This is a genomic window from Streptomyces sp. NBC_00075 (genome assembly GCF_045041225.1).
GTDB lineage: Bacteria > Actinomycetota > Actinomycetes > Streptomycetales > Streptomycetaceae > Streptomyces > Streptomyces adonidis.
Window position 1 is genome coordinate 11,272,329 of the sequence record NZ_CP108243.1, and the last position, 21,742, is coordinate 11,294,070.

Sequence of the window (21,742 nt, forward strand, 5' to 3'; positions counted from 1 at the left end):
CTCCTCGGTGTCTGTCTGTGCGTCCGTCACGCGTCGGCAAGCAGCGGGCGCAACTTCTGCGCGATCAGCTGGACTTGGCGGGCGACCAGTTCCTCCGGCATCCCGGCCAGGGAGGCCCACAGGAACACGCCCTCGACGGGTAGCCCCGCCACGTACTCCTTGATGGCGTCCGCGACGGTCTGCGGGGTGCCGTACAGGAACTGGCCGACGCCGGTCGCGCTCAGCCCTGTCTCCCGCCATCGCTCGGGGTCGATCGGCCGGGGCGCGGGCTGGTCGGTGCCCTCCACCATGTACCGGCGGTAGCTGTCCCACTGGTACGCCAGGTGCTTGCGGACCACCGGCCAGTCGCCGTCCGGGTCCTCGGTGACGAACGTCGTGAACGAACCCTGCATCCGGCCCGCCGACACGTCGTACCCGCTCTCCGCGAGCCCTTCCCGGTACGGCGTCAGCAGCGCCGGGTTGAGCGACAGCAGCCCCGTGCCGAGGCGACCGGCCCGGCGGGCGCCCTGCGGGCCCTGGTAGCCGAGCCAGATCGGCAGCGGGTCCTGGACCGGGCCGGGAGTGACCAGGGACTCGGCCCACAGGCCGCGGATCTCCCGTACCCGCTGGTCGGTCGTCGTGTAGCGCTTGGTGAGGTCGCCGCCGTACAGCCGGTACTCGGGCACGCGGTAGCCGGTGCCGAGGCCGAGATCCAGACGGCCGTCGCTGATGATGTCGACGATCGCGGCCTGTTCGGCGATCTCGGGGGCCGCGTGGAGCGGTGCCGGGATGACGGCGGTGCCCAGGCGCACCCGGCGCGTGCGGGCGGCCGCCGCTGCCGCCATGGTGAGCGGCTGGGGGAGATAGCCGTCCTCGAAGCCGTGGTGTTCGGAGAACCAGACCGAGTCGAGGCCCAGGTGGTCCGCCTCCTCGCACATCTCCAGGGCGAACCCGTACACCCGGGACCAACTCTGGTGCCAGGGCGGGGGGTTGCGCATATCGAAGTAGATGCCGACTCTCATGAGCGGCCACCTCCCTTGGTGTTGTCGTCGGACAGCCGGACCGTCGCCTGGGCGACGACCACGCCGTTCCCGGGCGGCAGCAGTCGTACCGGGCGCAGTTCCAGTGCCTCGATCTCGGGGAGGTCCTCGACCATCGCCGAGATCCGCAGGACGGTCTCTTCGAGCGCCGCCAGATCCACCCCCGGACCGCCCGCCCGGCCGTCCAGCAGCGGGGCCGCCCGCAGCGAGCGGACCATCTCCCGGGCGTCGCGGTCGCTGAGCGGGGTGACGCGGTGCGCGACGTCCGCCATGAGGTCGGCGTAGTCCCCGGTGAGCCCGAAGGCCACCACCGGACCGAAGACCGGGTCGGCGCGCACGGAGAGGAACGCGTCCGGGCCGGGGCGTGGGTCCGGGTGCGGTTCGGTGTCGTGTACGGCGATCCCGTACGCGTCCAGGAGTTCGGCGGCGACCGCCGGCGGGAGCGGGCCGGGAGTGTTGGCGGCGATCAGCGACCGGGCGCGTTCCATGTCGACTCCCGCGAGGTCCGGGATGACGCCCGCGGGAGTGCCGCGCCAGGCCTGGTAGGCCGCCGCGTGTCCGAGGGAGACGGCCGCCGCCTCGGGGAACGTGTACGTCGGCACCACCAGGTCGCCGCGGTGCAGGAGGTCGGCGACGCCCGCGCCGCCCAGGAAGCTGGCCACCACCGGCTTGTCGGGGCGGGCCGCAGCCGCGTCGAGGATCGCCGACGCCACCTCGTCGGGCTTGTCGGCCAGCGGCGGCATGAACAGGACGACGGCCGCGTCGATGCCGTCGTCGGCCAGGACCGCGTCCAGGGCCTGCCGGTAGTGCGCGGCGGTGGCCGTCGGGGTCAGGTCGACCGGGTTGGCGACGTCCGCGCCGGGTGCCAGGGCCGAGCGGAGCGTCGCTCGCGTGCGCTCACCGAGTGCGGGCACGGACAGACCGCTCGCCGCGCACGCCCCGACTGTGAGCGCTGCCGGGCCGCCCGCGTTGGTGACGACGGCGACCCGGTTTCCGGGCGGGGGAGGCTGGTGGGCGAGCAGCAGGGCGACGTCGAACAGCTCCTGGAGCCCCCGGGTACGGATCACCCCGGACTGGGCGAACAGCGAACTCACCGCCGAGTCCGCGTGGCCCGGATGCACCGCGACGATCGGCTTGCGCGGGGCGATCCTGCGGGCGACACGCGCGAACCGGCGTGGATTGCCGAAGGTCTCGACGTGCAGCAGGATCACCGAGGTCCCCGGGTCCTCCTCCCACCACTGGAGCAGGTCGTTGGTGGACACGTCCACGGCGTGCCCCACCGACACGAACCCGGAGAAGCCGAGCCGCAGCCGCCTGGCGAAGTCGAGCACCGCGAGCCCCAGCGGCCCGGACTGACTGGACATCGCCACCCGGCCGGGCATCGGCAGAGCGGGCGAGAAGGTCGCGGCCAGCCGCGCGGCGGGCGTCGTGTTGACCACGCCCATGCAGTTCGGGCCCACCAGCCGCATACCGGAGGCCCGGGCGAACCGGGCCAGTTCCAGCTCGGTCGCGCGGCCCTCAACTCCCGTTTCCCCGAAGCCCGTCGAGACGACGACCACCGCCTTGACACCGGCGTCCGCGCACTCCCGTACGACCTCGGGGACCGCCCCCGCCCGTACGGCCACCAGCGCCAGGTCCGGCGGCTCGGGAAGGTCCCGGACGCTCGCGTACGCCCGTACCCCGGCGATCCGTTCCGCCCGCGGGTTGACCGGGAACACGCTGCCGCCGAAGCCGCCCCGCAGCAGATTGGCCACGATCTCGTGGCCGATCGTCAGCGGATCGCGATTGGCGCCTATCACGGCGACCGACCCCGGCTCCAGCAAGGGCCTGAGCGACCGTCGTACGGCCGTGTGCTCACGGCGCTCGGCGCGGGCCACGGCCTGGGCCTGCGGGTCGATGGCGATCTCGAAGTGGATGATCTGACCGGGCGGCCCGGCCTCGATCCGGTAGCCGGAGCCGAGGAAGACGTTGATCATCCGGGTGTTGTCGGCGAGTACGTCGGCCTCCAGCACCCGGATGCCCCGGGCGCGGGCGGCAGCGGCGATGTGCTCCAGGAGCAGCCGGCCGAAGCCCTCGCTCTGGTGGTCGTCCCGGATGGTGAACGTGACCTCGGCGTGCTCCGGTTCCTCCGGGTCACGGACGTAGCGCACCAGACCGGCGATCTCGTCACCGGCCAGGGCGACCAGCGCCAGCTCGTTGAGATAGTCCACGTGCGCGCCGCGCCGGATGACGTCGTCGCGGGCGCGGACCACCGGGCCGAGCGAGCGGTAGGCCAGGGTGGCCCGGGACAGCCCGCCGACGAACGCGACCAGCCGGTCGGCGTCCTCCGGCCGGATCGGCCGGACGAAGGTCGACCGCCCGGTCCTGACGAGCCCGGGCCGTTCCAGGTCCTCGGGGTACGAGTCCTCCGGGGACGGGTCCTGGGAGGACGGGGCAGTGGTCACCGGAGGGCCGCCGTCGGCGCCGTTCAGACGGCCGCCTCCTGGGGAGTCTGCTCCGGCAGCTTGAAGAGTTCGTTGAAGGTGCCGCGCGTGACACGGTCACGGGTCTCGTCGGACACACCGTCGAACAGCTCGCGGAGCGTGGACTGGGTGTGCCCGTAGGTGCCCTCCAGGTGGGGGTAGTCGTCGCCCCACATCACATTGCGGTAGCCGGTCGCCTCGACGATCTCCACCGAACTGCGGTCGTGCTGGAAGGACGCGTACACCTGCTGCCGGACGATCTCGCTGGGCAGCCGGCTCAGCTTCGGCCGGACGAACATGCCGTGCTGGCGGTACGCCTCGTCCATCCGGTCGCCGATGACCGGCACCCAGCCGGCGCCGCCCTCGGCGATGAGGATCTTGAGGTCGGGATGGCGGTCCAGCGCGCCTCCCGCGACCATGTGGGACACCACCCGCATCCCCGGGTAGGTCGTCTCCATGTAGTTGACGACCGCGCCGCCCGGCCCACGGAAGACGACGTTCTGGGCGCCCGTGCCGATGTGGAAGCCGAGCACCATCCCGGCCCGCTCGGCCGCCGTCCACAGCGGCTCCCAGCGGTCGAGCGCGTACTCCTCGCCCTCCCGTGTCGAACACGGCAGGAAGATCGCCTTGAAGCCCAGCTCCGCCGCCCGCTCCAGCTCGGCGACCGCGTCACCGACGTCGGCCGTCGAGACACAGGCGGTGGTGATGACCCGCTTGTTCTTGCTGAGGATCTCCTCGTGCGCCCAGTCGTTCCAGGCGCGGACGGTCTCCCGGGCGAGTTCGCGGTCGGTGATCGAGACGAGCCAGAAACCCATGGAGGGGAAGGCCAGTTGGGACCAGACGCCCTCCTGGTCGAGGTCCTTCAGGCGGACCTTCAGGTCCCAGGCGCCCGGCGGACGCATGGCGTCCATGAAGTCGCCGAGCTGGCGGTCGATGCGCTCACCGTCGATGTAGAGCATCTCGTACTTCTCGCCGCGCTCACTGCGGGGGGCGCGGGCGCCGAGCCGTGCGGGCAGCCGCTCGGTCCACACATCGGCGGGCTCCATCACATGGGAGTCCCCGGAGTTGACCCAGATCTTCGACATGACGCTCCTTCGGGCCAATAGATGTAATCAGTTAGCGATTTTAGTTGTATGGCGCGCTGAAAGGAAGGCCGGACGGGTGGGAGATCAGCTGCGCCGCCGTTCGATCTCCTCCACCAGCGCGGGCAGCACCTCGAAGAGGTCCCCGACGACGCCGTGGTCGGCCAGCTCGAAGATGGGGGCGTCGGGGTCCTTGTTGACGGCGACGATGGTCCTGGACGTCTGCATGCCCGCCCGGTGCTGGATCGCGCCGGAGATGCCGGCGGCGAGATAGAGCTGCGGGGAGACCTGCGTGCCCGTCTGGCCGACCTGGTGGCTGTGCGGGTACCAGCCCGCGTCCACGGCGGCACGCGACGCCCCGACCGCCCCGCCCAGGGCGTCGGCTACCCGCTCGACGAGGGCGAAGTTCTCGGCCCCGTTCACGCCCCGGCCGCCGGAGACCACGATGTCCGCCTCGGTCAGCTCGGGACGGTCGCCGCGCTCCCGCCGGGTGCGCGACAGGACCCGGACACCGGCGGAGGCCGGACCGAAGACGACGTCCTGCTTCTCGACGACGGGGTCGGTGGGGGCGGGTTCCGGTGCGGTGGCGTTCGGCTTGACCGTGATCACCGGCACGCCTCGCGTGACGTGTGCGGTGACCTGGTGTGTCGCCGCGAACGCCGACTGCTCGGTCACCGGTCCTTCCGGCCCTGCGGTGACGTCGACGGCGTCGGTGATCAGGCCCGAGTCGAGCCGAAGCGCGATCCGGGCGGCGGCCTCCTTGCCGTCCGGCCCGGACGGCAGCAGGATCGCCGCCGGGGCGGTGCGTTCGGCGATCTGGGTGAGGGTGTCGACGACGGGGGTGACGAGGTACTCGTCGACCTCGGGGGCGTCCACGACGTAGATCTTCCGTGCGCCGTACCGGCCGAGGGTCTCGGTCGCGGTGTCCGCGCCCGCCCCCAGGAGGACGGCTGAGGGTTCGCCCAACCGGCGGGCCAGGGTGAGCAGTTCGAGGGTCGGTTTGCGGACCACGCCGTCGGTGTGGTCGACGAGGACGAGGACTTCGGCCACGGTGGTGCACTCCCTTTGAGATGAACTTCTGGTTCAGATGAACTTCTGAGCGGTGAGGAACACGGCCAGTCCGGCGGCGCCCGTGCCTTCGTCGACGACGATCTCGCCCTTGGTGCGCGGCGGACGCCTGGCCGCGCTGTCCACGGCCGAGCGTGCGCCGGCCCGGCCGACCTGCGCGGCCTCGATCCCGAGGTCGGCCAGGTCAAGGGTCTCCACCGGCTTCTTCTTCGCGGCCATGATCCCCTTGAAGGACGGGTAACGCGCGTCCCAGGAGCGGTCGGTGACCGACACGACGGCCGGCAGGGCGCCCTGGATCCGTACGGTCGCGCCGTCGCCCTCGCGTCGGCCCGTCACCGTTCCGTCCTCGATCGCGACCTCTTCGAGATGGGTCACGGCCCGGACGCCGAGCCGCTCGGCCAGCAGCGCCGGTACGACGCCCATGGTGCCGTCCGTGGAGGCCATCCCGCACAGCACCAGATCGAAACCGTGCCGCTCGATCGCCCTGGCCAGGACGAGGGACGTACCGAACGCGTCGCTGCCCTCGATGTCCTCGTCGTTGACGTGGATCGCCGAGTCGCCGCCCATGGCCAGCGCCTTGCGCAGCGCGTCCCTGGCGTCGTCGGGGCCGACGGTGAGGTAGCTGATCTCGGTGTCGGCGTCCGACTCGGCGATCCGCAGGGCCTGTTCGACGGCGTACTCGTCGAGTTCGGACAGCAGTGAGTCGACCGACGCGCGGTCGGTGGTGCCGCCCTCGGTGAAGGTGCGGTCCGCCGTCGCGTCGGGCACGTGCTTCACACAGACAACGATCTTCACGGCGCCCTCCTGTTGGCTTAATGAGTTCTAATAGTTAACTATATAGATCGATGGAGCGCGAGGTCTGGCCTTGAATCCGTCGAATTGGTTGACTGATTGCGCTGATAGTTGGAAGATCTGGGCACTGAGCCGCGAGGAGGCGCCATGGTCGGTGACAGGGACACCGGGGACAGGTACTTCGAGCCCCAGGTGGAGACCATGCCCCGCGAACAGCTGCGGGCGCGGCAGGAGGAACGGATCCTGGAACTCGTCGAGTACGCCTACGGCAACTCGGCCTTCTACCGCGAACTCTGGGACGCCCATGGGGCACACCCGCGCGACATCCGGACCCTGGACGACTTCCGGGAACGGGTGCCGTTCATCACCAAGGACATGGTGCGTGCCTACCGGGCCCGCACCGGCGACCCCTTCGGCGGTCTGCTCTGCGTCCCGGTCGAGGAGCTGACCTCGGTCTCCTCCAGCTCGGGCACCACCGGCGACCCGGAGTTCTTCCCCGAGATCTGGCAGGACGCCCCGCCCCTGGTGACCGCGCAGGTGCGTGACCTGTGGGAACTCGGCCTGCGGCCGGGGGACCGGGTGCTGAGCCCGCCGGGCACCTTCCGCAACCTCATGGACCCCGGCTATCAGGCGCTGGGCGCCGTGGTCATCGAGGTCGACACCTGGATCGGCCGGATGCACGAGGTCGTCGAGGCCCTGCGCACCTACCGGCCCGCCTACCTCCAGATGATGTATCCGCAGATGGTGGAGCTGGAGCACCTGGCCGAGAAGACAGACCTGAAGGAGGCGTTCTCCTCCCTCAAGGGCGCCTCCTGCGCCGGCCAGCCGCTCAGCCGGAAGATGCGCGAGCGGATCCGCGACGACTGGGGCATCGACGTCTACGAGTACACCAGCGCCGCCGACACCGGCACCGCCTGGGAGTGCCGTGAGCACGACGGCTTCCACCTCTGGGAGGACACCGTCTTCGCCGAGTGCGTCGAGGTCGACGAACACGGCGGCTGGTACGACGCCCCCGAGGGCGACCTCGGTGAGCTGGTCGCCACCGACCTGGACAACAGGGCGGCGCCCCTGATCCGTTACCGCAGCGAGGACCTCGTCCGCCTCTCCCGGGACACCTGCGGCTGCGGACGGACGCACGCCCGGATGTGGGTGGCCGGGCGGCGCGGCGACGAGACGCTGGTCCACGGGCGTTCCGTCGTCCTGCGGGACGTCTGGCAGGCCGTGGAGGACCAGCCGGAGACGGTCGCCGGAGTCTTCCAGATCGTCCGGGACCGCCGCGAGGTCGACGAACTGCGGCTGCGCGTCGGCTACGACCCCACGCTCACCGGCGACGTCGACGCCCTGGCCGGACGGCTCGGCGAGGCCGTGCGCGAGCGGACCGGCGTCAAACCGGTCCTTGACATGCGCACCGAGGAGGACCTCTTGAAGACCATGACCAGCGTCGCCAAGTTCCCCCGGGTGGTGAAGAGCTGATGGCCCGCGCCGACACCCTGGCCCGCGCCAGGGAACTCGACCGACCCGAACTCGCCTACCTCGTACGCTTCCCCGCCGCCGACGGCATGACCGACATGGAGCTGACCTGGGCCGAACTCGCCCGGGACACCGAGTGGGTGACCGAACGGCTCCGGGAGCACGGCCTCGCCGCAGGACAGCGGGCGCTGCTGACCACCTCCGGCTTCGAGGGCTTCTGGGGCCACGCGGTGATCGGCGCCCTGCGCACCCTGAAGGTGACGTACGGCATCGCCGAGGCCATGGGCTGGGACCACCGCCGTACCTCCGTCTTCCACCGTGAACTCGCCCCGCACGCGGTCATCGGGCTGTCCGCCGAGACCCTGGAGGGGCTGGCCGGAGGCGCCGACATCGGCGAGCTGTTCCGGTCGACGTCCGTCGTTCTGGCCCGGCCCGCCGCCGTACCGCTCCTGCGCGGAGCGGGAGTGCCCGCCGCCCTGATCTCGGCCGTGGGGCCTGCTCTCGCGCTGGAGTGCCCCGAGCGGGCGGGCGCGCACATCAACGCCGCCGAATGGCGGGTCGGCGAGCGGGACGGACAGCTGTCCGTGGCGGCGGGGGAGGGGCGTGTCTCGCCGCTGCCCGAGACCCCGCTCGGCATCGCGGGCCGTGTCGTCACCGGCCGGTGCGCCTGCGGCAGCGAGAACCCCCGGGTTCTGCTCGCCGAGGCGAACTGGCCCCCGTCATCGAGGAGTTGAGGATGTCAGAAGGAGTGGTCGACGGCCGGGTCGTGGTCGTCACGGGCGCCGGCAACGGGATCGGCCGGGCGCACGCCCTGGCGTTCGCCGCGCACGGGGCGAAGGTCGTGGTCAACGACCTGGGCGGTTCGCGCGACGGGGCGGGCGCCTCGGCCGGGCCCGCCCAGACCGTGGTGGACGAGATCGTCGCGGCCGGCGGCGAGGCCGTGGCCAACACGGACGACATCTCCACCTGGGAGGGCGCGGCCCGCCTCGTCGGGCAGGCCGTGGACACCTACGGCGGACTGGACGTGCTCGTCAACAACGCGGGCATCCTGCGCGACCGGATGATCGTGTCGATGACCGAGCGGGACTGGGACAGTGTGCTCGCCGTCCATCTCAAGGGCAGTTTCGCCACCCTGCACCACGCGGCGGCGTACTGGAGGGAACGCGCCAAGGCCGGTCACGACAACGACGCCCGGGTCATCAACACGACCTCTCCGTCCGGCATCTTCGGCAACCCCGGACAGTCCAACTACGGCTCCGCCAAGGCCGGTATCGCCAGCCTCACCCTCATCGCCGCCGCCGAACTCGCCCGCTACGGCGTGACGGTGAACGCCATCGCGCCGACCGCGCTCACCCGGCTGACCGAGGACATCGAGATGATGAAACGGGCCGCCGAGGCGGAGGACCTCACCCCCGAGGCCATCTCGCCGCTCGTCGTGTGGCTGGGCTCGGCCGCCTCGCGCGAGGTGACCGGCCGGGTGTTCGGCGTCGTCGGCAACCGGATCACCGTACTGGAGGGCTGGGTCAACGGCCCCGCCGCGAGCGCCGAGTCACGGTGGACCCCGGAGGAACTGTCCTCCGTCGTCCCGAACCTGGTGGCCAAGGCGGCGCCGAACGCGGACGCCCTGGGCAACCGGAACGGGGCGTGAGATGACATCGACGACTCAACTCCCCGTGGCCAAGGGTCTGTTCACCTGGCCGCCCGGTGACTCCGCGCCTCTTCGGCTGATCGGCTCCGAGTGCGTGGCGTGCGGTCTGGTGAGCTTCCCGGCGACCTCCGACTGCGTCCGCTGCGCGAGCACGGAGGCGAAGGAGCGGCTGCTCGCCGACCGCGGCACGCTGTGGACGTACACGACGCAGGACTTCCGCCCGCCGTCCCCGCCGTACGACGGCCCCGAGACCTTCGAACCGTACGCGGTCGGCTACATCGAACTCCCCGGCGAACTGCTGGTCGAGGCCCGCCTCACCGAACCCGACCCGGAGAAGCTCAGGATCGGACAGGAGATGCGGCTCACCCTCGTTCCGTACACCGTGCGGGACGACGGCACCGAGGTCATGACGTTCGCGTTCACCCCCGTCGAGGAGTCCGCCCAGTCCGAGGAGAAGACATCGTGACCGAGGCCGTCGTCATCGGCGTGGGGCTGCACCCCTTCGGCCGGTTCCCCGGGAAGCCCGCGCTGGACATGGGCGCGGACGCGGTACGGCTCGCGCTCGCCGACGCGGGCGTCAACTGGCCGCAGATCCAGGGTGGTTACATCGGCAGCTACGAGGTCGCCAACCCGGACGCCATCGTAGGGCGGCTCGGTCTGACCGGCATCCCGCTGCGCGGCGTGTTCAACGGCTGCGCGACGGCCGGTACGGCGGTGGCGCTGGCCGCCCGCGCCATCGAGACCGGCGAGCACGACCTGACGATCGCGATCGGCCTCGACAAGCACCCGCGCGGCGCGTTCGCCGCCGATCCGTCCGTGGCGGGCATCCCCTCCTGGTACGGACAGACGGGGCTCTTCCTCACCACCCACTTCTTCGGCATGAAGATCAACCGCTATATGCACGACCACGGCATCTCCCACGAGACGCTCGCCCGCGTGGCCTCGAAGAACTTCCGCAACGCGGCCGGGAACGAGAAGGCCTGGCGCCGTACACCCCTCACCCCCGAGGAGATCCTGGCCTCCCCGGTCCTCAACTACCCCCTCCGCCAGTTCATGTACTGCGGCCCGAACGAGGGCGCCGCGGCCCTGGTGCTGTGCCGGGCCGACCAGGCACACAAGTACACGGGGAAGCCCGTACGGGTCCGCTCCACCGCCCTGCGCAGCCGCAGACTCGGCGCCTTCGAGGTGCAGAGCCCTTCGTTCCCGGTCGGAGAGGCTGTCGAGAGCCCGACCGTGGACGCGTCCCGGGCGGCGTACGAACTCGCGGGCATCGGTCCCGAGGACGTGGACGTCGCCCAGCTCCAGGACACCGACGCCGGGTCGGAGATCATCCACATGGCCGAGAACGGCCTCTGCAAGGACGGCGAGCAGGAGCGCCTCGTCGCCGAGGGCGCCACCGAGATCGGCGGCCGGCTGCCGGTCAACACCGACGGCGGCCTGCTCGGCAACGGGGAACCCATCGGCGCGTCCGGGCTGCGGCAGATCCACGAGATCGTCCTCCAACTACGGGGTACGGCGGGCACACGCCAGATCCCCGGCACGCCCCGCGTCGGCTACACCCACCTGTACGGCGCGCCCGGCGCGTCGGCGGTGACGATCCTCTCGACCTGAGGGAACAGGCCCATGGACCAGGACATGCAGGACTTCGCCGCCGAGGTGCGCCGCTTCCTCGACGCCCACGCGGCGAAGGCCCCCGACCGCACCGCCCTCACCTGGGGCGAGGGCGACGACTCGATGGCGTACTTCAGCAGCCTTCCGCCGGACGAGGAACGGGAGTCCGTGCGGCGGGCGCGGGAGTGGCAGCGCATCCGGCACGAGAACGGCTTCGGTTGGATCACGGGACCGGAGGAGTACGGCGGGCGGGGCCTGACCCCCGTCCACGACCTGCTCTACGACGCCGTCGAGTCGGAGTACGACGTCGCCGACACCGGCGTCCTGAGTGTGATCGGCCTCGGCATGATCGGGCCGACGATCCTGGCCCACGCCCAACCCCACATCAGGGAGCGCTGGTTGCCCGCGATGTACCGCGGGGACGCCATCGCCTGCCAGCTGTTCAGCGAGCCCGGCGCGGGGTCCGACCTGGCGAGCGTGGCGACCAGGGCCGTCCGGGAGGGCGACGACTGGGTGCTGAACGGGCAGAAGGTGTGGACCTCGGTCGCCCAGCACAGCGAGATCGGCCTCGCGCTGACCCGCACGAACCCGGACGCGCCCAAACACCGTGGCATCACGGCCTTCCTGGTCCCCATGGACGCCCCCGGCGTCGAGGTCCGGCCCCTGCGGCAGATGACCGGCGGCGCCGACTTCAACGAGGTCTTCCTCACCGACGTACGCATCCCCGACGACCACCGCCTCGGCGAGGTCGACGGCGGCTGGAGCGTCGCCCTGACCACGCTGATGAACGAGCGCGACACGGTCGGCAGCGAGGGCGCGGGCCCGGTGGCCGCCGCTCTCTCCCCGGACCACCTCTCGGCGCTCATGCGTGCCACCTGGACCTGGGACGACCGCGCCCTGCGCGCCCGTCTCGCCGACCTCCTCGTCGACGCGCTGGCCACCGGCTACCTCAACGCCCGCGCCCAGCGCACCCTGCGGGCGGGTATCGCGCCCGGCCCGGAGAGGTCCGTCGCCAAGCTGATGTACGGTCAGAACCTCACCAGGGCCGCCCACTTCGTCGCGGACTGCCTCGGCCTCCGCATCGTCGCCGACACCGGCAGATGGGGGACGTACGCCTGGTCCGAACTCCTCCTTGCCACACCGGCGTTGCGCATCCTCGGCGGTACCGAGGAGATCATGAAGAACATCCTCGCGGAACGGGTCCTCGGTCTGCCGAAGGAGGCACGCGCGTGAGCGCCGACGAGAGTGAACTGAAGGAACTCCGGGCCTCCGTACGGGAGTTCCTGGCTGCCAAGTCTCCCGAGGAGGCCGTGCGCAAGCTCATGGAGAGCGAGCCGCGCTTCGACCTCGACGTGTGGGCGCAGGCGGCCGACCAACTGCGGCTGCCCGGCCTGGTGATCCCGGAGGAGTTCGGCGGCGACGGCTTCGGCCCGGTCGAACTCGGCGTCGTCCTGGAGGAGATGGGCCGCGCCCTGTTCTGCTCGCCCTTCTTCGCGACGGTCGTCCTCGCGGCCCAGGCCCTGCTGGCCTCCGGCGACAAGGAAGCCTGCACACGCCATCTCCCCGGCATCGCTGCGGGCCGGACCACCGCGACTCTCGCGGTCGCCGAGGACGACGGCTCCTGGGACCCCGCCCTGATCTCCGCCCGCGCGGTACCGGACGGGGACGGCGGCTGGCGACTGAGCGGCCGCAAGTCCTTCGTGATCGACGGGACGACGGCCGACCTGGTCGTCGTGGTCGCCCGTACCGTCGCCGGTCCGTCGTTCTTCACGGTGGAGCGGGCCTCCGCCGGCGTGACCGCCGAGGCCATGGAAACCCTGGACGCCACCCGGGCCATGGCGCGGCTGACCTTCGACGCCGTGCCGGCGACGCTCGTCGGCCCGGACGGGGCGGGCGGACGGATCATGGCCAAGGTGCTCGACATCGCCACGGTCGGGCTGGCCGCCGAGCAGACGGGCGGGGCGCGCCGCTGCCTGGAGACGAGCGCCGAACACGCCCGTACCCGGCACCAGTTCGGCCGGCCGATCGGCTCCTTCCAGGCCGTCAAGCACAAGTGCGCCGACATGCTCGTCCAGGTGGAACTGGCGGAGGCGGCGTCCAGGGAGGCGGCGCGACTGGCGTCCGAGGGCGCCGAGGACTTCCCGGTCGCCGCGGCGGTGGCACACGCGTGCTGCTCACGGGCGTACATGTTCGCCGCGATGGAGAACATCCAGGTCCACGGCGGCATCGGCTTCACGTGGGAGCACCCGGCCCATCTGTACTTCCGCCGGGCCAAGTCCTCCCAGCTGCTGTTCGGGGGGCCGGCCCTCTATCACGAGCGGCTGCTGGACCGGCTCGGTATCTGACAGCCGCAGACAGGTGAGGGCCCCGGAGAATCTCCGGGGCCCTCATCGTCGTACTGCTCAGCCGCGCGCGGCCTCGCCCAGCAGTGCCTTCGCGATGATCACCTGCTGGATCTGGCTGGTGCCCTCGTAGATCCGGAACAGGCGGGCGTCGCGGTAGAAGCGCTCGACGGCGACCCCGCGCATATAGCCCGCGCCGCCGTGGACCTGGACCGCGCGGTCCGCGACACGCCACACCATCTCGCTGGCGAAGTACTTCGTGCAGGACGGACCGATCTTGGTGTCCGTTCCGGCGTCGAAGGCTCGGGCGGCCTCCAGGACCGTGGCACGGCCGGCGTAGTAGTCGGTCTGCGCGTCCGCGATCAGGCCCTGGACGAGCTGGAAGGAGCCGATGAGCTGCCCGGACTGCCTGCGGGTGCTCGCGTATGCCACCGACTCGTCGACCAGGCGCTCGGCCATGCCGACCATCAGCGCGGAGATGTGCACCCTGCCGTGCGCGATGCAGCCCATCGCGGTGCCGAAGCCCCGGTTGAGGCCCTTCTCCTCGCCACCGACGAGAGCCTCGGCCGGGACGCGTACGTCGTCGAAGTACACGTCCGCCGTCCACGCGCCGAACTGGCCCATCTTGTGGTCCTTGGGAGCCACGGTGAGGCCCGGGGTGCCGGCCGGGACCAGGAAGGTGGAGATGCCGCGAGTGCGCGGGGCGTCGGGGTCGGTACGGGCGAAGACCATGAAGACGTCGGCGAGCGGAGCGTTGGTGATGTACCGCTTGGCCCCGTTGATCACCCAGTCGTCGCCGTCCCGGCGGGCCCGGGTCGTCAGGGTCGACGGGTCGGATCCCGCCTCGGGTTCGGTGAGCGCGAACGACGCCAGGACCTCGCCCGAGGCGATCCTCGGCAGCCAGTCGGCCTTCTGTTCCTCGGTGCCGCCAACCATCAGGACATGGCCCGCGATGCCGTTGTTGGTGCCGAACATCGAGCGGAGGGAGGGGGTCGTGTAGCCCAGCTCGAACATCAACTGGGCCTCCTCGTACATCGACAGGCCCAACCCGCCGTACTCCTCGGGCAGCGCGAAGCCGAACAGGCCCATCTTCTTCGCCGCCTCGCGGATGTCCGCGGGCATCTCGTCCTTCTCGTCGATCTCCTCCTCCAGCGGCACGACGCGGTCCCGGACGAAGCGCCGGACCTCGGACAGCACCGCGGTGAAGTCATCCGCGTCCATGTGGTCTCCCTTGCCCATCAGTCGTCTGTCTCGTTCGGCTTCTCGTCGGGCCGGTAGCACACCGCCAGCAGTGCCGCCGCGCTCACTGTGCCGATTCCGGCGGCCAGCAACGCGGGCCCCACGCCCGCGCGTTGGCGCCGCAGCAGCCCGTCCAGCGAGTACCGGCCGTTGCCCAGCGCCGCCAGCGCGACGGCCGTGCCGCCCACCACACCGGCGTATTCCCAGCCGCCCTTGAAGACGAAGAAGCCCTTGCCGCGGTGGTCGGTCCGCGCGGCCACGGTCATGAGGCCGACGGCCGCCGCGGCGGGCAGCGGGCCCGCCGCGCCCAGGGTGATGCCCACCCCGGCCGCCAGTTCCGTCCCGGCGGCCATCCGGGCGTGCACCTCGGCCGGTCGCAGGCCGAGTGCCTCGAACCAGCCCGTGGTGCCCATGAGGCCGCCCGGCCCGGCGACCTTGTTCCAGCCGTGGGCGACCAGCATCGGGCCGAGCGTTGCGCGCAGCACGAGAGCGGCGGTGTCGTGGCCCTTCACTGGCCGACCCCCGTGGCCCGTCCGGCGGGCGCGACTCCGTACAACTGCGGTACGGCGTCGACCAGTTCGTCGTACGTGAGGGCCTTGCCGGACTCGCTGGGGTGGACCCCCGCGACCGTCCAGCCCTGGAGGCGGTTCAGCCGGTTGCCCTCGATGCGCAGGACCTGGCCGGTCAGCCAGGCCGAGCTGTCGGAGGCCAGATAGACGACGACCCCGGAGGCGTTCGCCGGGTCGCGCGGGTCGAAATCGTCGGACGCCTGGAGGGATTCGCCGACGGCCAGTCCGTCCGTCATCCGGGTCGCCGCGATGGGCGAGATGGCGTTCGCGGTGACGCCGTACCGGCGCATCTCCAGGGCCGTGAGGACGGTGAGCCCGGCCGTACCGGCCTTCGCGGCACCGTAGTTGGACTGCCCCTGGTTGCCGAACAGCCCGGTCCCGGACGTCGTGTTGATCACGCGGCCGGCGACCCGCTCACCCCGCTTCGACGCCTCCCGCCAGTACGCGCAGGCGTGCCGGGTGAGTGCGAAGGTGCCCTTCAGGTGCACCGCGATCACGGCGTCGAACTCGGCCTCGCTCATCGAGAACAGCATCCGGTCGCGCACGATCCCCGCGTTGTTCACGACGATGTCGAGGCGGCCGAACTCCGCGACGGTGTCCGCCACCATCGCCTCGGTGGCCGCCCAGTCCGTCACCGAGGAATGGTTGGCGACCGCCCGCCCGCCGAGCTTGGTGATCTCGGCGACGACCTCGTCGGCGGGGGAGTCACCGGTCCGCTCGCCGTGCACGCCCGAACCGAGGTCGTTCACCACCACGGTCGCGCCGGCCTCGGCGAGCGCCAGACAGTGCGCCCGGCCCAGGCCTCTGCCACCGCCGGTGACGATGGCGACCTTGTCGTCGAGGATGCCCACGTCCTGCCTCCTGTAGGGATGGATGTCAGTGAAGTTCGCGGAGTACGGCGTCGGTGTGCTCGCCGAGGGTCGGCGCACCGGCGCGGGGTTTGTCGTCGATTCCCCAGAAACTGACCGGAGTTGAGACCGTCCGCAGCGGCGGCGCGTCCCCCATGCCGGGCTGCTCGACGAACGCCCCGACGGCCTCCGCCTGCGGATCGGCCGCCACCTCCGCCAGCGTCTGTACGGGCGCCCACCACACGCCCTCGGCGTCGAACCGCTCCGCCCACTCGGCCAGCGTCCGCCGCGCGAACTCCGCGTCGAACTCGGCGATCAGCTCGCGTACGTGCCCACGCCGGGCCTTGCCGGTCGCGAACCGCTCGTCCGTCTCCAGGTCGGCGCGGCCGAGTGCCTTGACGACTCCGGGCCAGTGCCGGTTGCCCTCCAGACCGACGAGCCAGAACCAGCGGTCGTCGGCGGTCCGGTAGCTGTTGTAGAGCGGGGACTCGTGCTCGGTGCGGGGACGGGTCCGGCCGCGCTTGCCGAAGAAGTTCTGGAGGGCGAGGTCGTTGCCGTTGGCGTACGTCCCGGAACGCAGCAGGGACACGTCGACCACACCGCCCTCGCCGGTGCGCTCCCGGCGCAGCAGCGCGGCCAGCACCCCCGCGACCAGGTTGGACGCGGCCGTACGGTCGCCGAGGCCGGGCCGGATGCCGGGCGGTGGCTCACCGGCCGGGTTGAGCATCGCGGCGATACCGGGGCGGGCCCAGAAGGCGGAGACGTCGTACCCGGCCCGGTCGCGCTCGGCGCCCGTCCAGCCGTACCCGGTCAGCGTGCCGACGACCAGGCGGGGATGGCGGGCACGCAGTTCGTCCGGCCCGAGGCCCAGTCGCTCCAGGGCGCCGGGGCGCAGGTTGGTGACGAACACGTCGGCGCGCTCCAACAGCCGCTCCAGCGCGTCCTTGCCGTCCTCGGCGCGCAGATCGAGAACGATCCCGCGCTTGCCGCGGTTGTCGGTCTCGAACGGGGGCGCGCTGTCGATGTCCTGACCGACGTGCCGCAGCGTGTACCGGTTGGGATCCCCGGTCGGCGCCTCGACCTTCACCACGTCCGCGCCCCAGTCCGCGAGCATGGTGGCCGCGGCCGGAGCCGCCACCCACATGCCCAGCTCGACGACGGCGATGCCCTCAAGTGGCCGCACGACCCACCTCCCTGTCTCTCCGGTACGCCTGGCTACACACCGCGGAAGTCGCCTGGTCGGCGCTCCCGGAAGGCCTTCAGCCCCTCGGCCCGGTCCTCGGTGGAGAACAGCACCGAGACGGTCTCGCGCTCGTACGCGATCGCCGCCTCCAGATCCATGCCGAGCCCATGTCCGATGAGCCGCTTTCCGGCCGCGAGTGCCAGCGGAGCACCGGCGGCCAGCGTGCCGGCCAGCTTCTCGGCGACGCTCAACACCTCACCGGGCTCGGCCAGTTCGTTGACCAGCCCGAGCGCGTGGGCCCGCTCCGCGTCGATCGGCTCGCCGGTCAGGATCATCTGCCTGGCGATCGCCGGCGGCAGGAGCCGTGGCAGCCGCTGGGTCCCGCCCGCGCCCGGCAGGACGCCGAGCTTCATCTCCGGCAGCCCGAGCCGGGCGCCCCGCTCCACCACGCGCAGATCGCAGGCGAGCGCCAGCTCCAGACCACCGCCGAACGCGAACCCGTGAATGGCAGCGACCGAGGGCTTGGGGTACTCGTCGAGCAGCGCGAACGCCTCCGTCAGCCGGCCCACGAAGGCACGGAACTGCCCGGGCGAGGTGAACGACTCGATCTCCCCGAGGTCGGCACCGGCAGAGAAGGCCCGCCCCGCGCCGGTCACCACCAGGGCGCGTACGTCGTCGTTGTCGCGCACGTCGTCGAGGGCTTGCTCCAGCCGCTCCACGGTCTCCGACCCGATGGCGTTGAGCTGCCGGGGCCGGTCGAGGGTCAACACGGCGAGTCTGTCGCGGAGTTCGACACGCAGCACGGTGCTCACCTCAGACCATCGTGAGGCCGCCGCTGACCGAGAGCGTCTGCCCGGTCATATAGGCGGCGTCGTCGGACGCGAGGAAGGCCACCACACCGGCGATCTCGCCCGGCTGGGCGACACGGCGCAGCGGGATGGCCCGCACGGTCGCGTCGTACATCTTCTGGCTGTACTCGGCGACCTGCCCGAGCAGCGCGGTCTCGGTCGGCCCCGGGCAGACGCTGTTCACGGTGATGCCGTGCCGGGCGACCTCACGGGCGAGCGCCTTGCCGAAGGCGATGACTCCGCCCTTGGTCGCCGAGTACACGGCCTCGCCGGAGGAGCCGACCCGGCCGGCGTCCGAGGCGATGTGGACGATCCGGCCGCCGCCGCGCTCGATCATCGGGTCGAGCACGGCCCGGGTCACCGTGATCGTGCCGCGCAGATTGACGGCGATGATCCGGTCCCAGGTGTCCTCGGTACTGTCGACGAACCGCCCGATGACGTCGATGGCCGCGTTGTTGACCAGGACGTCCACGGGACCCAGCTCGACGGTCACCCGCTCCACGGCGGCCCGTACGGCCGCGCTGTCGGAGATGTCCGCGCCGACTCCGGTTGCCCGCACTCCGTACCGCTCGGTGAGCCGGGCCGCGACCTTCCCCGCGGCCTCGGCGTCCAGATCGCAGACCGCGACCGAGGCTCCGGCGGCGGCCAGCGCGTCGGCGATCGCCTCGCCGATGCCGCGTCCCGCTCCGGTGACGAGCGCCACCTTGTCCCGTACGCTCACGCGCCCTCCCTCGCCCAGTCCTCGATACAGCGCTATCGTATAACTACTTCAGCTAAATAAGCGAGATGCCTGAGTGGAGTCGAGTATGCGCCGGACGATCTTCACCGCGGAACACGAGCAGTTCCGGGACACCGCCCGCACCTTCTACCTGCGGGAATGCGCCCCGCACACCGAGCAGTGGGAGCGGGACGGACAGGTGAGCCGTGCCGCCTGGGCGGCGGCGGGCAAGGCCGGGCTCATCGGCTGGCAGTTCCCGGAGGAGTATGGCGGCCAGGGGATCTGGGACTTCCGCTACAACGCGATCATGGCGGAGGAGATGGCGGCCACCAGCTCGGTCGGTATCGGGCTCGGGCTACAGAACGACGTCCTCCCGCCCTATCTCATGCACCTCACCAGCCCGGAGCAGAAGGCCCGTTGGCTGCCCGGGGTGATCAGCGGCGAGACGATCTGCGCGCTCGCGCTGTCGGAACCGTCCGCAGGATCCGACCTCAAGGGCATCCGCACCACCGCCCGCCGGGACGGCGACGAGTGGGTGATCGACGGCTCCAAGACCTTCATCACCAACGGCATCCTGGCCGACCTGGTCATCGTCGCCTGCAAGACCGACCCGGACGCCGGCCACAAGGGCATCAGCCTGATCGTCGTCGAGCGCGGCGCCGAGGGATTCGAGCGCGGACGCAAGCTCGACAAGGTCGGGATGAAGGCCCAGGACACCGCCGAACTCTTCTTCCGCGAGGTCCGCGTCCCCGCCGAGAACCTCATCGGACAGGAGGGGCGCGGTTTCTACCACATGATGGGCAACCTCCCCACCGAGCGCCTCGCCATCGCCGTCTCCTCGCTGGCGGCGGCCGAACGGGCCTACGAACTGGCCCTGGAGTACGCCAGGACCCGTACCGCCTTCGGTCAGCCGATCGGACAGTTCCAGGCCAACAGGTTCGCCCTCGCCGACATCAGGGCGAAGCTGAGCGTCGCCCGCGTCTACGTCGACGGCTGCATCATGGCCCTGTTCCAGGGCGAGTTGACGCCCGAGGAGGCGGCAGCGGCCAAGTACTGGACCTCGGAGACCGGCTGGGAGGTCATCGACCGTTGTATGCAGCTCTTCGGCGGCTACGGCTATGTCAACGAGTACGAGATCGCCCGCATTTGGCGGGACAGCCGTGTGCAGCGGGTGTTCGGCGGGACCTCGGAGATCATGCAGGAGATCATCGGGCGGTCGCTGGGGCTGTGACAGGGGGCTGTGGCAAGGGGGCGTGCGAGGGGACCGTGCGGGGCATTGATTGGTTCGGCTAAATAGGTTATCTATTTAAGCTGTACGGATGTGAGGGCAGCGGGCTCCAGGAGGCACCGTGGTCACGGTCGATGTGAAGCTGCACCAGGAGAGAGCCGAGCGCGACCTGCCGCAGCCCCGGCTCGTCATCGGCGGCAAGGACGTCACCGACACGAGCGGCGGACTCTACGAACACCGCAACCCGGCGACCGGCCTGATCCAGGCGCGCATCCCGCTCGCGGGCCCCACGGAGGTGGACCGGGCAGTCGCCGCCGCACGCCAGGCCTTCGAGGTGTGGGGCGCCATGCGCCCCGCCGACCGCCGTCGGCTCCTCACCCGCTTCGCCGGGCTGCTCCGCGACCACATCCCCGACTTCGCGGCGATCTGCCCGCTGGAGAACGGCGTGTGCGTCGGCGGCTGGGCGGACAACGTCGGCCCGCATGTCGCCGAGTGGACCGAGTACTACGCGGGCTGGGCCGACAAGATCGAGGGCATGGTCGGCGCCGCCTACAGCCCGCACGAGAACGTCGAGTACACCATCGCCGAGCCGTACGGCGTCATCGGCCACATCATCACCTGGAACTCGCCCGCCCTGTCACTGGCGATGAAGGTCCCACCGTCGCTCGCCGCCGGGAACACGGTGGTCATCAAACCGGCCGAGTCCACACCGTTCTCCGCGCTGCTCTTCGCCGACCTCGCCCGCGAGGCCGGCCTCCCCGAGGGCGTCGTCAACGTCGTCACCGGACTCGGCGACGCCGGATCGGCCCTGGTCAGACACCCCGGCGTCGACAAGATCTCCTTCACCGGCGGTCCCGCCACCGCCCGCCGCATCATGGCCGACGCGGCACAGACCCTCAAGCCCGTCGTGTTCGAACTCGGCGGCAAGTCCGCCAACCTGCTGTTCGCCGACACCGACCTGGACACCGTCGTCCCGTACTGCGCGGCCTTCGCCATGAGCAACACCGGGCAGGGCTGCGCGCTGCCGACCCGCCTGCTCGTCGAGCGCCCGATCTACGACGAGGTCGTCGCACGCGTCACCGGTGTCGTGGCCCACCTGCCTGTCGGTGACCCGCTCGACCCGACGACGTACATCGGACCCCTCATCAACGAGGCCGCCCGCGACCGCGTCCAGGGAATGATCGACAAGGCGGTCGCAGGCGGCGCGGGTCGGCTCGTCTTCGGCGGTGAACGCATCGATTCCGACGGCTACTTCGTCTCCCCGACCGTCTTCGCGGACGTCGACAACCGCAGCGACCTCGCCCAGCAGGAGGTCTTCGGCCCGGTCCTGGCCATCACCCCCTTCGACACGGAGGACGAGGCCGTGGCCCTCGCCAACGACACCGAGTACGGCCTGTCCGCCTACATCCAGTCCCGTGACATCGCGCGCGTCAACCGCCTGGTGCCGCGTCTGAAGGCCGGGACGGTCTACGTCAACCCGGGCCCGAACCCGATCACTTCGCCCGCGACGCCCTTCGGAGGCGTGGGTCTCAGCGGGTTCGGCCGGGAGGGCGGCAAGGCGGGTCTGGACGAGTTCATCAACGTCAAGGGCGTCGGCATCGGCCGTGCCTGACCA

At 71.2% G+C, this 21,742-nt stretch carries 20 protein-coding genes; 9 read left to right on the forward strand and 11 right to left on the reverse strand.

The annotated features are described in order from the left end of the window. Positions 1 to 26: 26 nt before the first annotated feature. The 5 genes from OG787_RS49595 to OG787_RS49615 form a co-directional block, all read right to left on the reverse strand. Positions 27 to 1,001 carry an LLM class flavin-dependent oxidoreductase gene (locus OG787_RS49595; protein ID WP_369031401.1) on the reverse strand — a complete coding sequence of 325 codons (975 nt, stop codon included), beginning with the start codon at positions 999 to 1,001 and terminating at the stop codon, positions 27 to 29. After that, positions 998 to 3,463: a GNAT family N-acetyltransferase gene (locus OG787_RS49600; protein WP_405540047.1), complete on the reverse strand. Its 2,466-nt coding sequence runs from the start codon at positions 3,461 to 3,463 to the stop codon at positions 998 to 1,000. The genes OG787_RS49595 and OG787_RS49600 overlap by 4 nt, the downstream gene beginning before the upstream one ends. Before the next feature lie 23 nt (positions 3,464 to 3,486). Then, positions 3,487 to 4,566, reverse strand: coding sequence for an amidohydrolase family protein (locus OG787_RS49605; RefSeq protein WP_369031403.1), 1,080 nt, complete (start codon positions 4,564 to 4,566; stop codon positions 3,487 to 3,489). An 84-nt stretch (positions 4,567 to 4,650) separates the two neighbouring features. Continuing rightward, entirely contained in the window at positions 4,651 to 5,613 is a 963-nt protein-coding gene (locus tag OG787_RS49610; protein WP_405540048.1) for an electron transfer flavoprotein subunit alpha/FixB family protein, read from the reverse strand. A gap of 33 nt (positions 5,614 to 5,646) precedes the next feature. Next, positions 5,647 to 6,408, reverse strand: a complete 762-nt coding sequence (locus tag OG787_RS49615) for an electron transfer flavoprotein subunit beta/FixA family protein (protein WP_405540803.1) — start codon at positions 6,406 to 6,408, stop codon at positions 5,647 to 5,649. A gap of 162 nt (positions 6,409 to 6,570) precedes the next feature. On the opposite strand from OG787_RS49615, the gene OG787_RS49620 reads away from it, so the two are divergent. The 7 genes from OG787_RS49620 to OG787_RS49650 are packed head-to-tail and all read left to right on the forward strand — an operon-like array spanning position 6,571 to position 13,497. Then, on the forward strand, positions 6,571 to 7,896 hold the full coding sequence (locus OG787_RS49620; protein WP_405540049.1) for a phenylacetate--CoA ligase family protein: 1,326 nt from the start codon (positions 6,571 to 6,573) through the stop codon (positions 7,894 to 7,896). Continuing rightward, positions 7,896 to 8,627 carry a hypothetical protein gene (locus tag OG787_RS49625; protein ID WP_369031406.1) on the forward strand — a complete coding sequence of 244 codons (732 nt, stop codon included), beginning with the start codon at positions 7,896 to 7,898 and terminating at the stop codon, positions 8,625 to 8,627. The genes OG787_RS49620 and OG787_RS49625 overlap by 1 nt, the downstream gene beginning before the upstream one ends. A gap of 2 nt (positions 8,628 to 8,629) precedes the next feature. Beyond that, positions 8,630 to 9,541, forward strand: coding sequence for an SDR family oxidoreductase (locus tag OG787_RS49630; RefSeq protein WP_405540051.1), 912 nt, complete (start codon positions 8,630 to 8,632; stop codon positions 9,539 to 9,541). Position 9,542: 1 nt separating this feature from the next. Continuing rightward, complete coding sequence (locus tag OG787_RS49635; RefSeq protein WP_405540053.1) at positions 9,543 to 10,007, forward strand: Zn-ribbon domain-containing OB-fold protein; 465 nt, start codon at positions 9,543 to 9,545, stop codon at positions 10,005 to 10,007. After that, positions 10,004 to 11,152 carry a thiolase family protein gene (locus OG787_RS49640; RefSeq protein WP_369031409.1) on the forward strand — a complete coding sequence of 383 codons (1,149 nt, stop codon included), beginning with the start codon at positions 10,004 to 10,006 and terminating at the stop codon, positions 11,150 to 11,152. Before OG787_RS49635 ends, OG787_RS49640 begins: the two co-directional genes overlap by 4 nt. Positions 11,153 to 11,164: 12 nt before the next feature. Further along, positions 11,165 to 12,385, forward strand: a complete 1,221-nt coding sequence (locus OG787_RS49645) for an acyl-CoA dehydrogenase family protein (protein WP_405540055.1) — start codon at positions 11,165 to 11,167, stop codon at positions 12,383 to 12,385. Then, positions 12,382 to 13,497 (forward strand): acyl-CoA dehydrogenase family protein, encoded by a 1,116-nt coding sequence (locus tag OG787_RS49650; protein WP_405540056.1) that lies wholly within the window; start codon positions 12,382 to 12,384, stop codon positions 13,495 to 13,497. The genes OG787_RS49645 and OG787_RS49650 overlap by 4 nt, the downstream gene beginning before the upstream one ends. A 57-nt stretch (positions 13,498 to 13,554) precedes the next feature. On the opposite strand, the gene OG787_RS49655 is transcribed toward OG787_RS49650, so the two are convergent. The 6 genes from OG787_RS49655 to OG787_RS49680 are packed head-to-tail and all read right to left on the reverse strand — an operon-like array spanning position 13,555 to position 18,902. Beyond that, positions 13,555 to 14,715 carry an acyl-CoA dehydrogenase family protein gene (locus tag OG787_RS49655; RefSeq protein WP_405540057.1) on the reverse strand — a complete coding sequence of 387 codons (1,161 nt, stop codon included), beginning with the start codon at positions 14,713 to 14,715 and terminating at the stop codon, positions 13,555 to 13,557. 17 nt (positions 14,716 to 14,732) lie between these two features. Continuing rightward, complete coding sequence (locus OG787_RS49660; protein WP_405540059.1) at positions 14,733 to 15,245, reverse strand: DoxX family protein; 513 nt, start codon at positions 15,243 to 15,245, stop codon at positions 14,733 to 14,735. Next, entirely contained in the window at positions 15,242 to 16,153 is a 912-nt protein-coding gene (locus OG787_RS49665; protein WP_405540060.1) for an SDR family NAD(P)-dependent oxidoreductase, read from the reverse strand. The genes OG787_RS49660 and OG787_RS49665 overlap by 4 nt, the downstream gene beginning before the upstream one ends. A 25-nt stretch (positions 16,154 to 16,178) precedes the next feature. Then, positions 16,179 to 17,333, reverse strand: coding sequence for a CaiB/BaiF CoA transferase family protein (locus OG787_RS49670; protein WP_405540061.1), 1,155 nt, complete (start codon positions 17,331 to 17,333; stop codon positions 16,179 to 16,181). A 32-nt stretch (positions 17,334 to 17,365) separates the two neighbouring features. Further along, positions 17,366 to 18,145 carry an enoyl-CoA hydratase/isomerase family protein gene (locus OG787_RS49675; protein WP_405540062.1) on the reverse strand — a complete coding sequence of 260 codons (780 nt, stop codon included), beginning with the start codon at positions 18,143 to 18,145 and terminating at the stop codon, positions 17,366 to 17,368. 1 nt (position 18,146) lies between these two features. After that, positions 18,147 to 18,902 (reverse strand): SDR family NAD(P)-dependent oxidoreductase, encoded by a 756-nt coding sequence (locus OG787_RS49680; RefSeq protein WP_369031417.1) that lies wholly within the window; start codon positions 18,900 to 18,902, stop codon positions 18,147 to 18,149. Between the two features lie 85 nt (positions 18,903 to 18,987). Between OG787_RS49680 and OG787_RS49685 the strand changes: the two genes are divergently transcribed. After that, positions 18,988 to 20,130, forward strand: coding sequence for an acyl-CoA dehydrogenase family protein (locus OG787_RS49685; RefSeq protein WP_369031418.1), 1,143 nt, complete (start codon positions 18,988 to 18,990; stop codon positions 20,128 to 20,130). 118 nt (positions 20,131 to 20,248) lie between these two features. Then, positions 20,249 to 21,739: an aldehyde dehydrogenase family protein gene (locus tag OG787_RS49690; protein ID WP_405540063.1), complete on the forward strand. Its 1,491-nt coding sequence runs from the start codon at positions 20,249 to 20,251 to the stop codon at positions 21,737 to 21,739. Positions 21,740 to 21,742 lie beyond the last annotated feature (3 nt).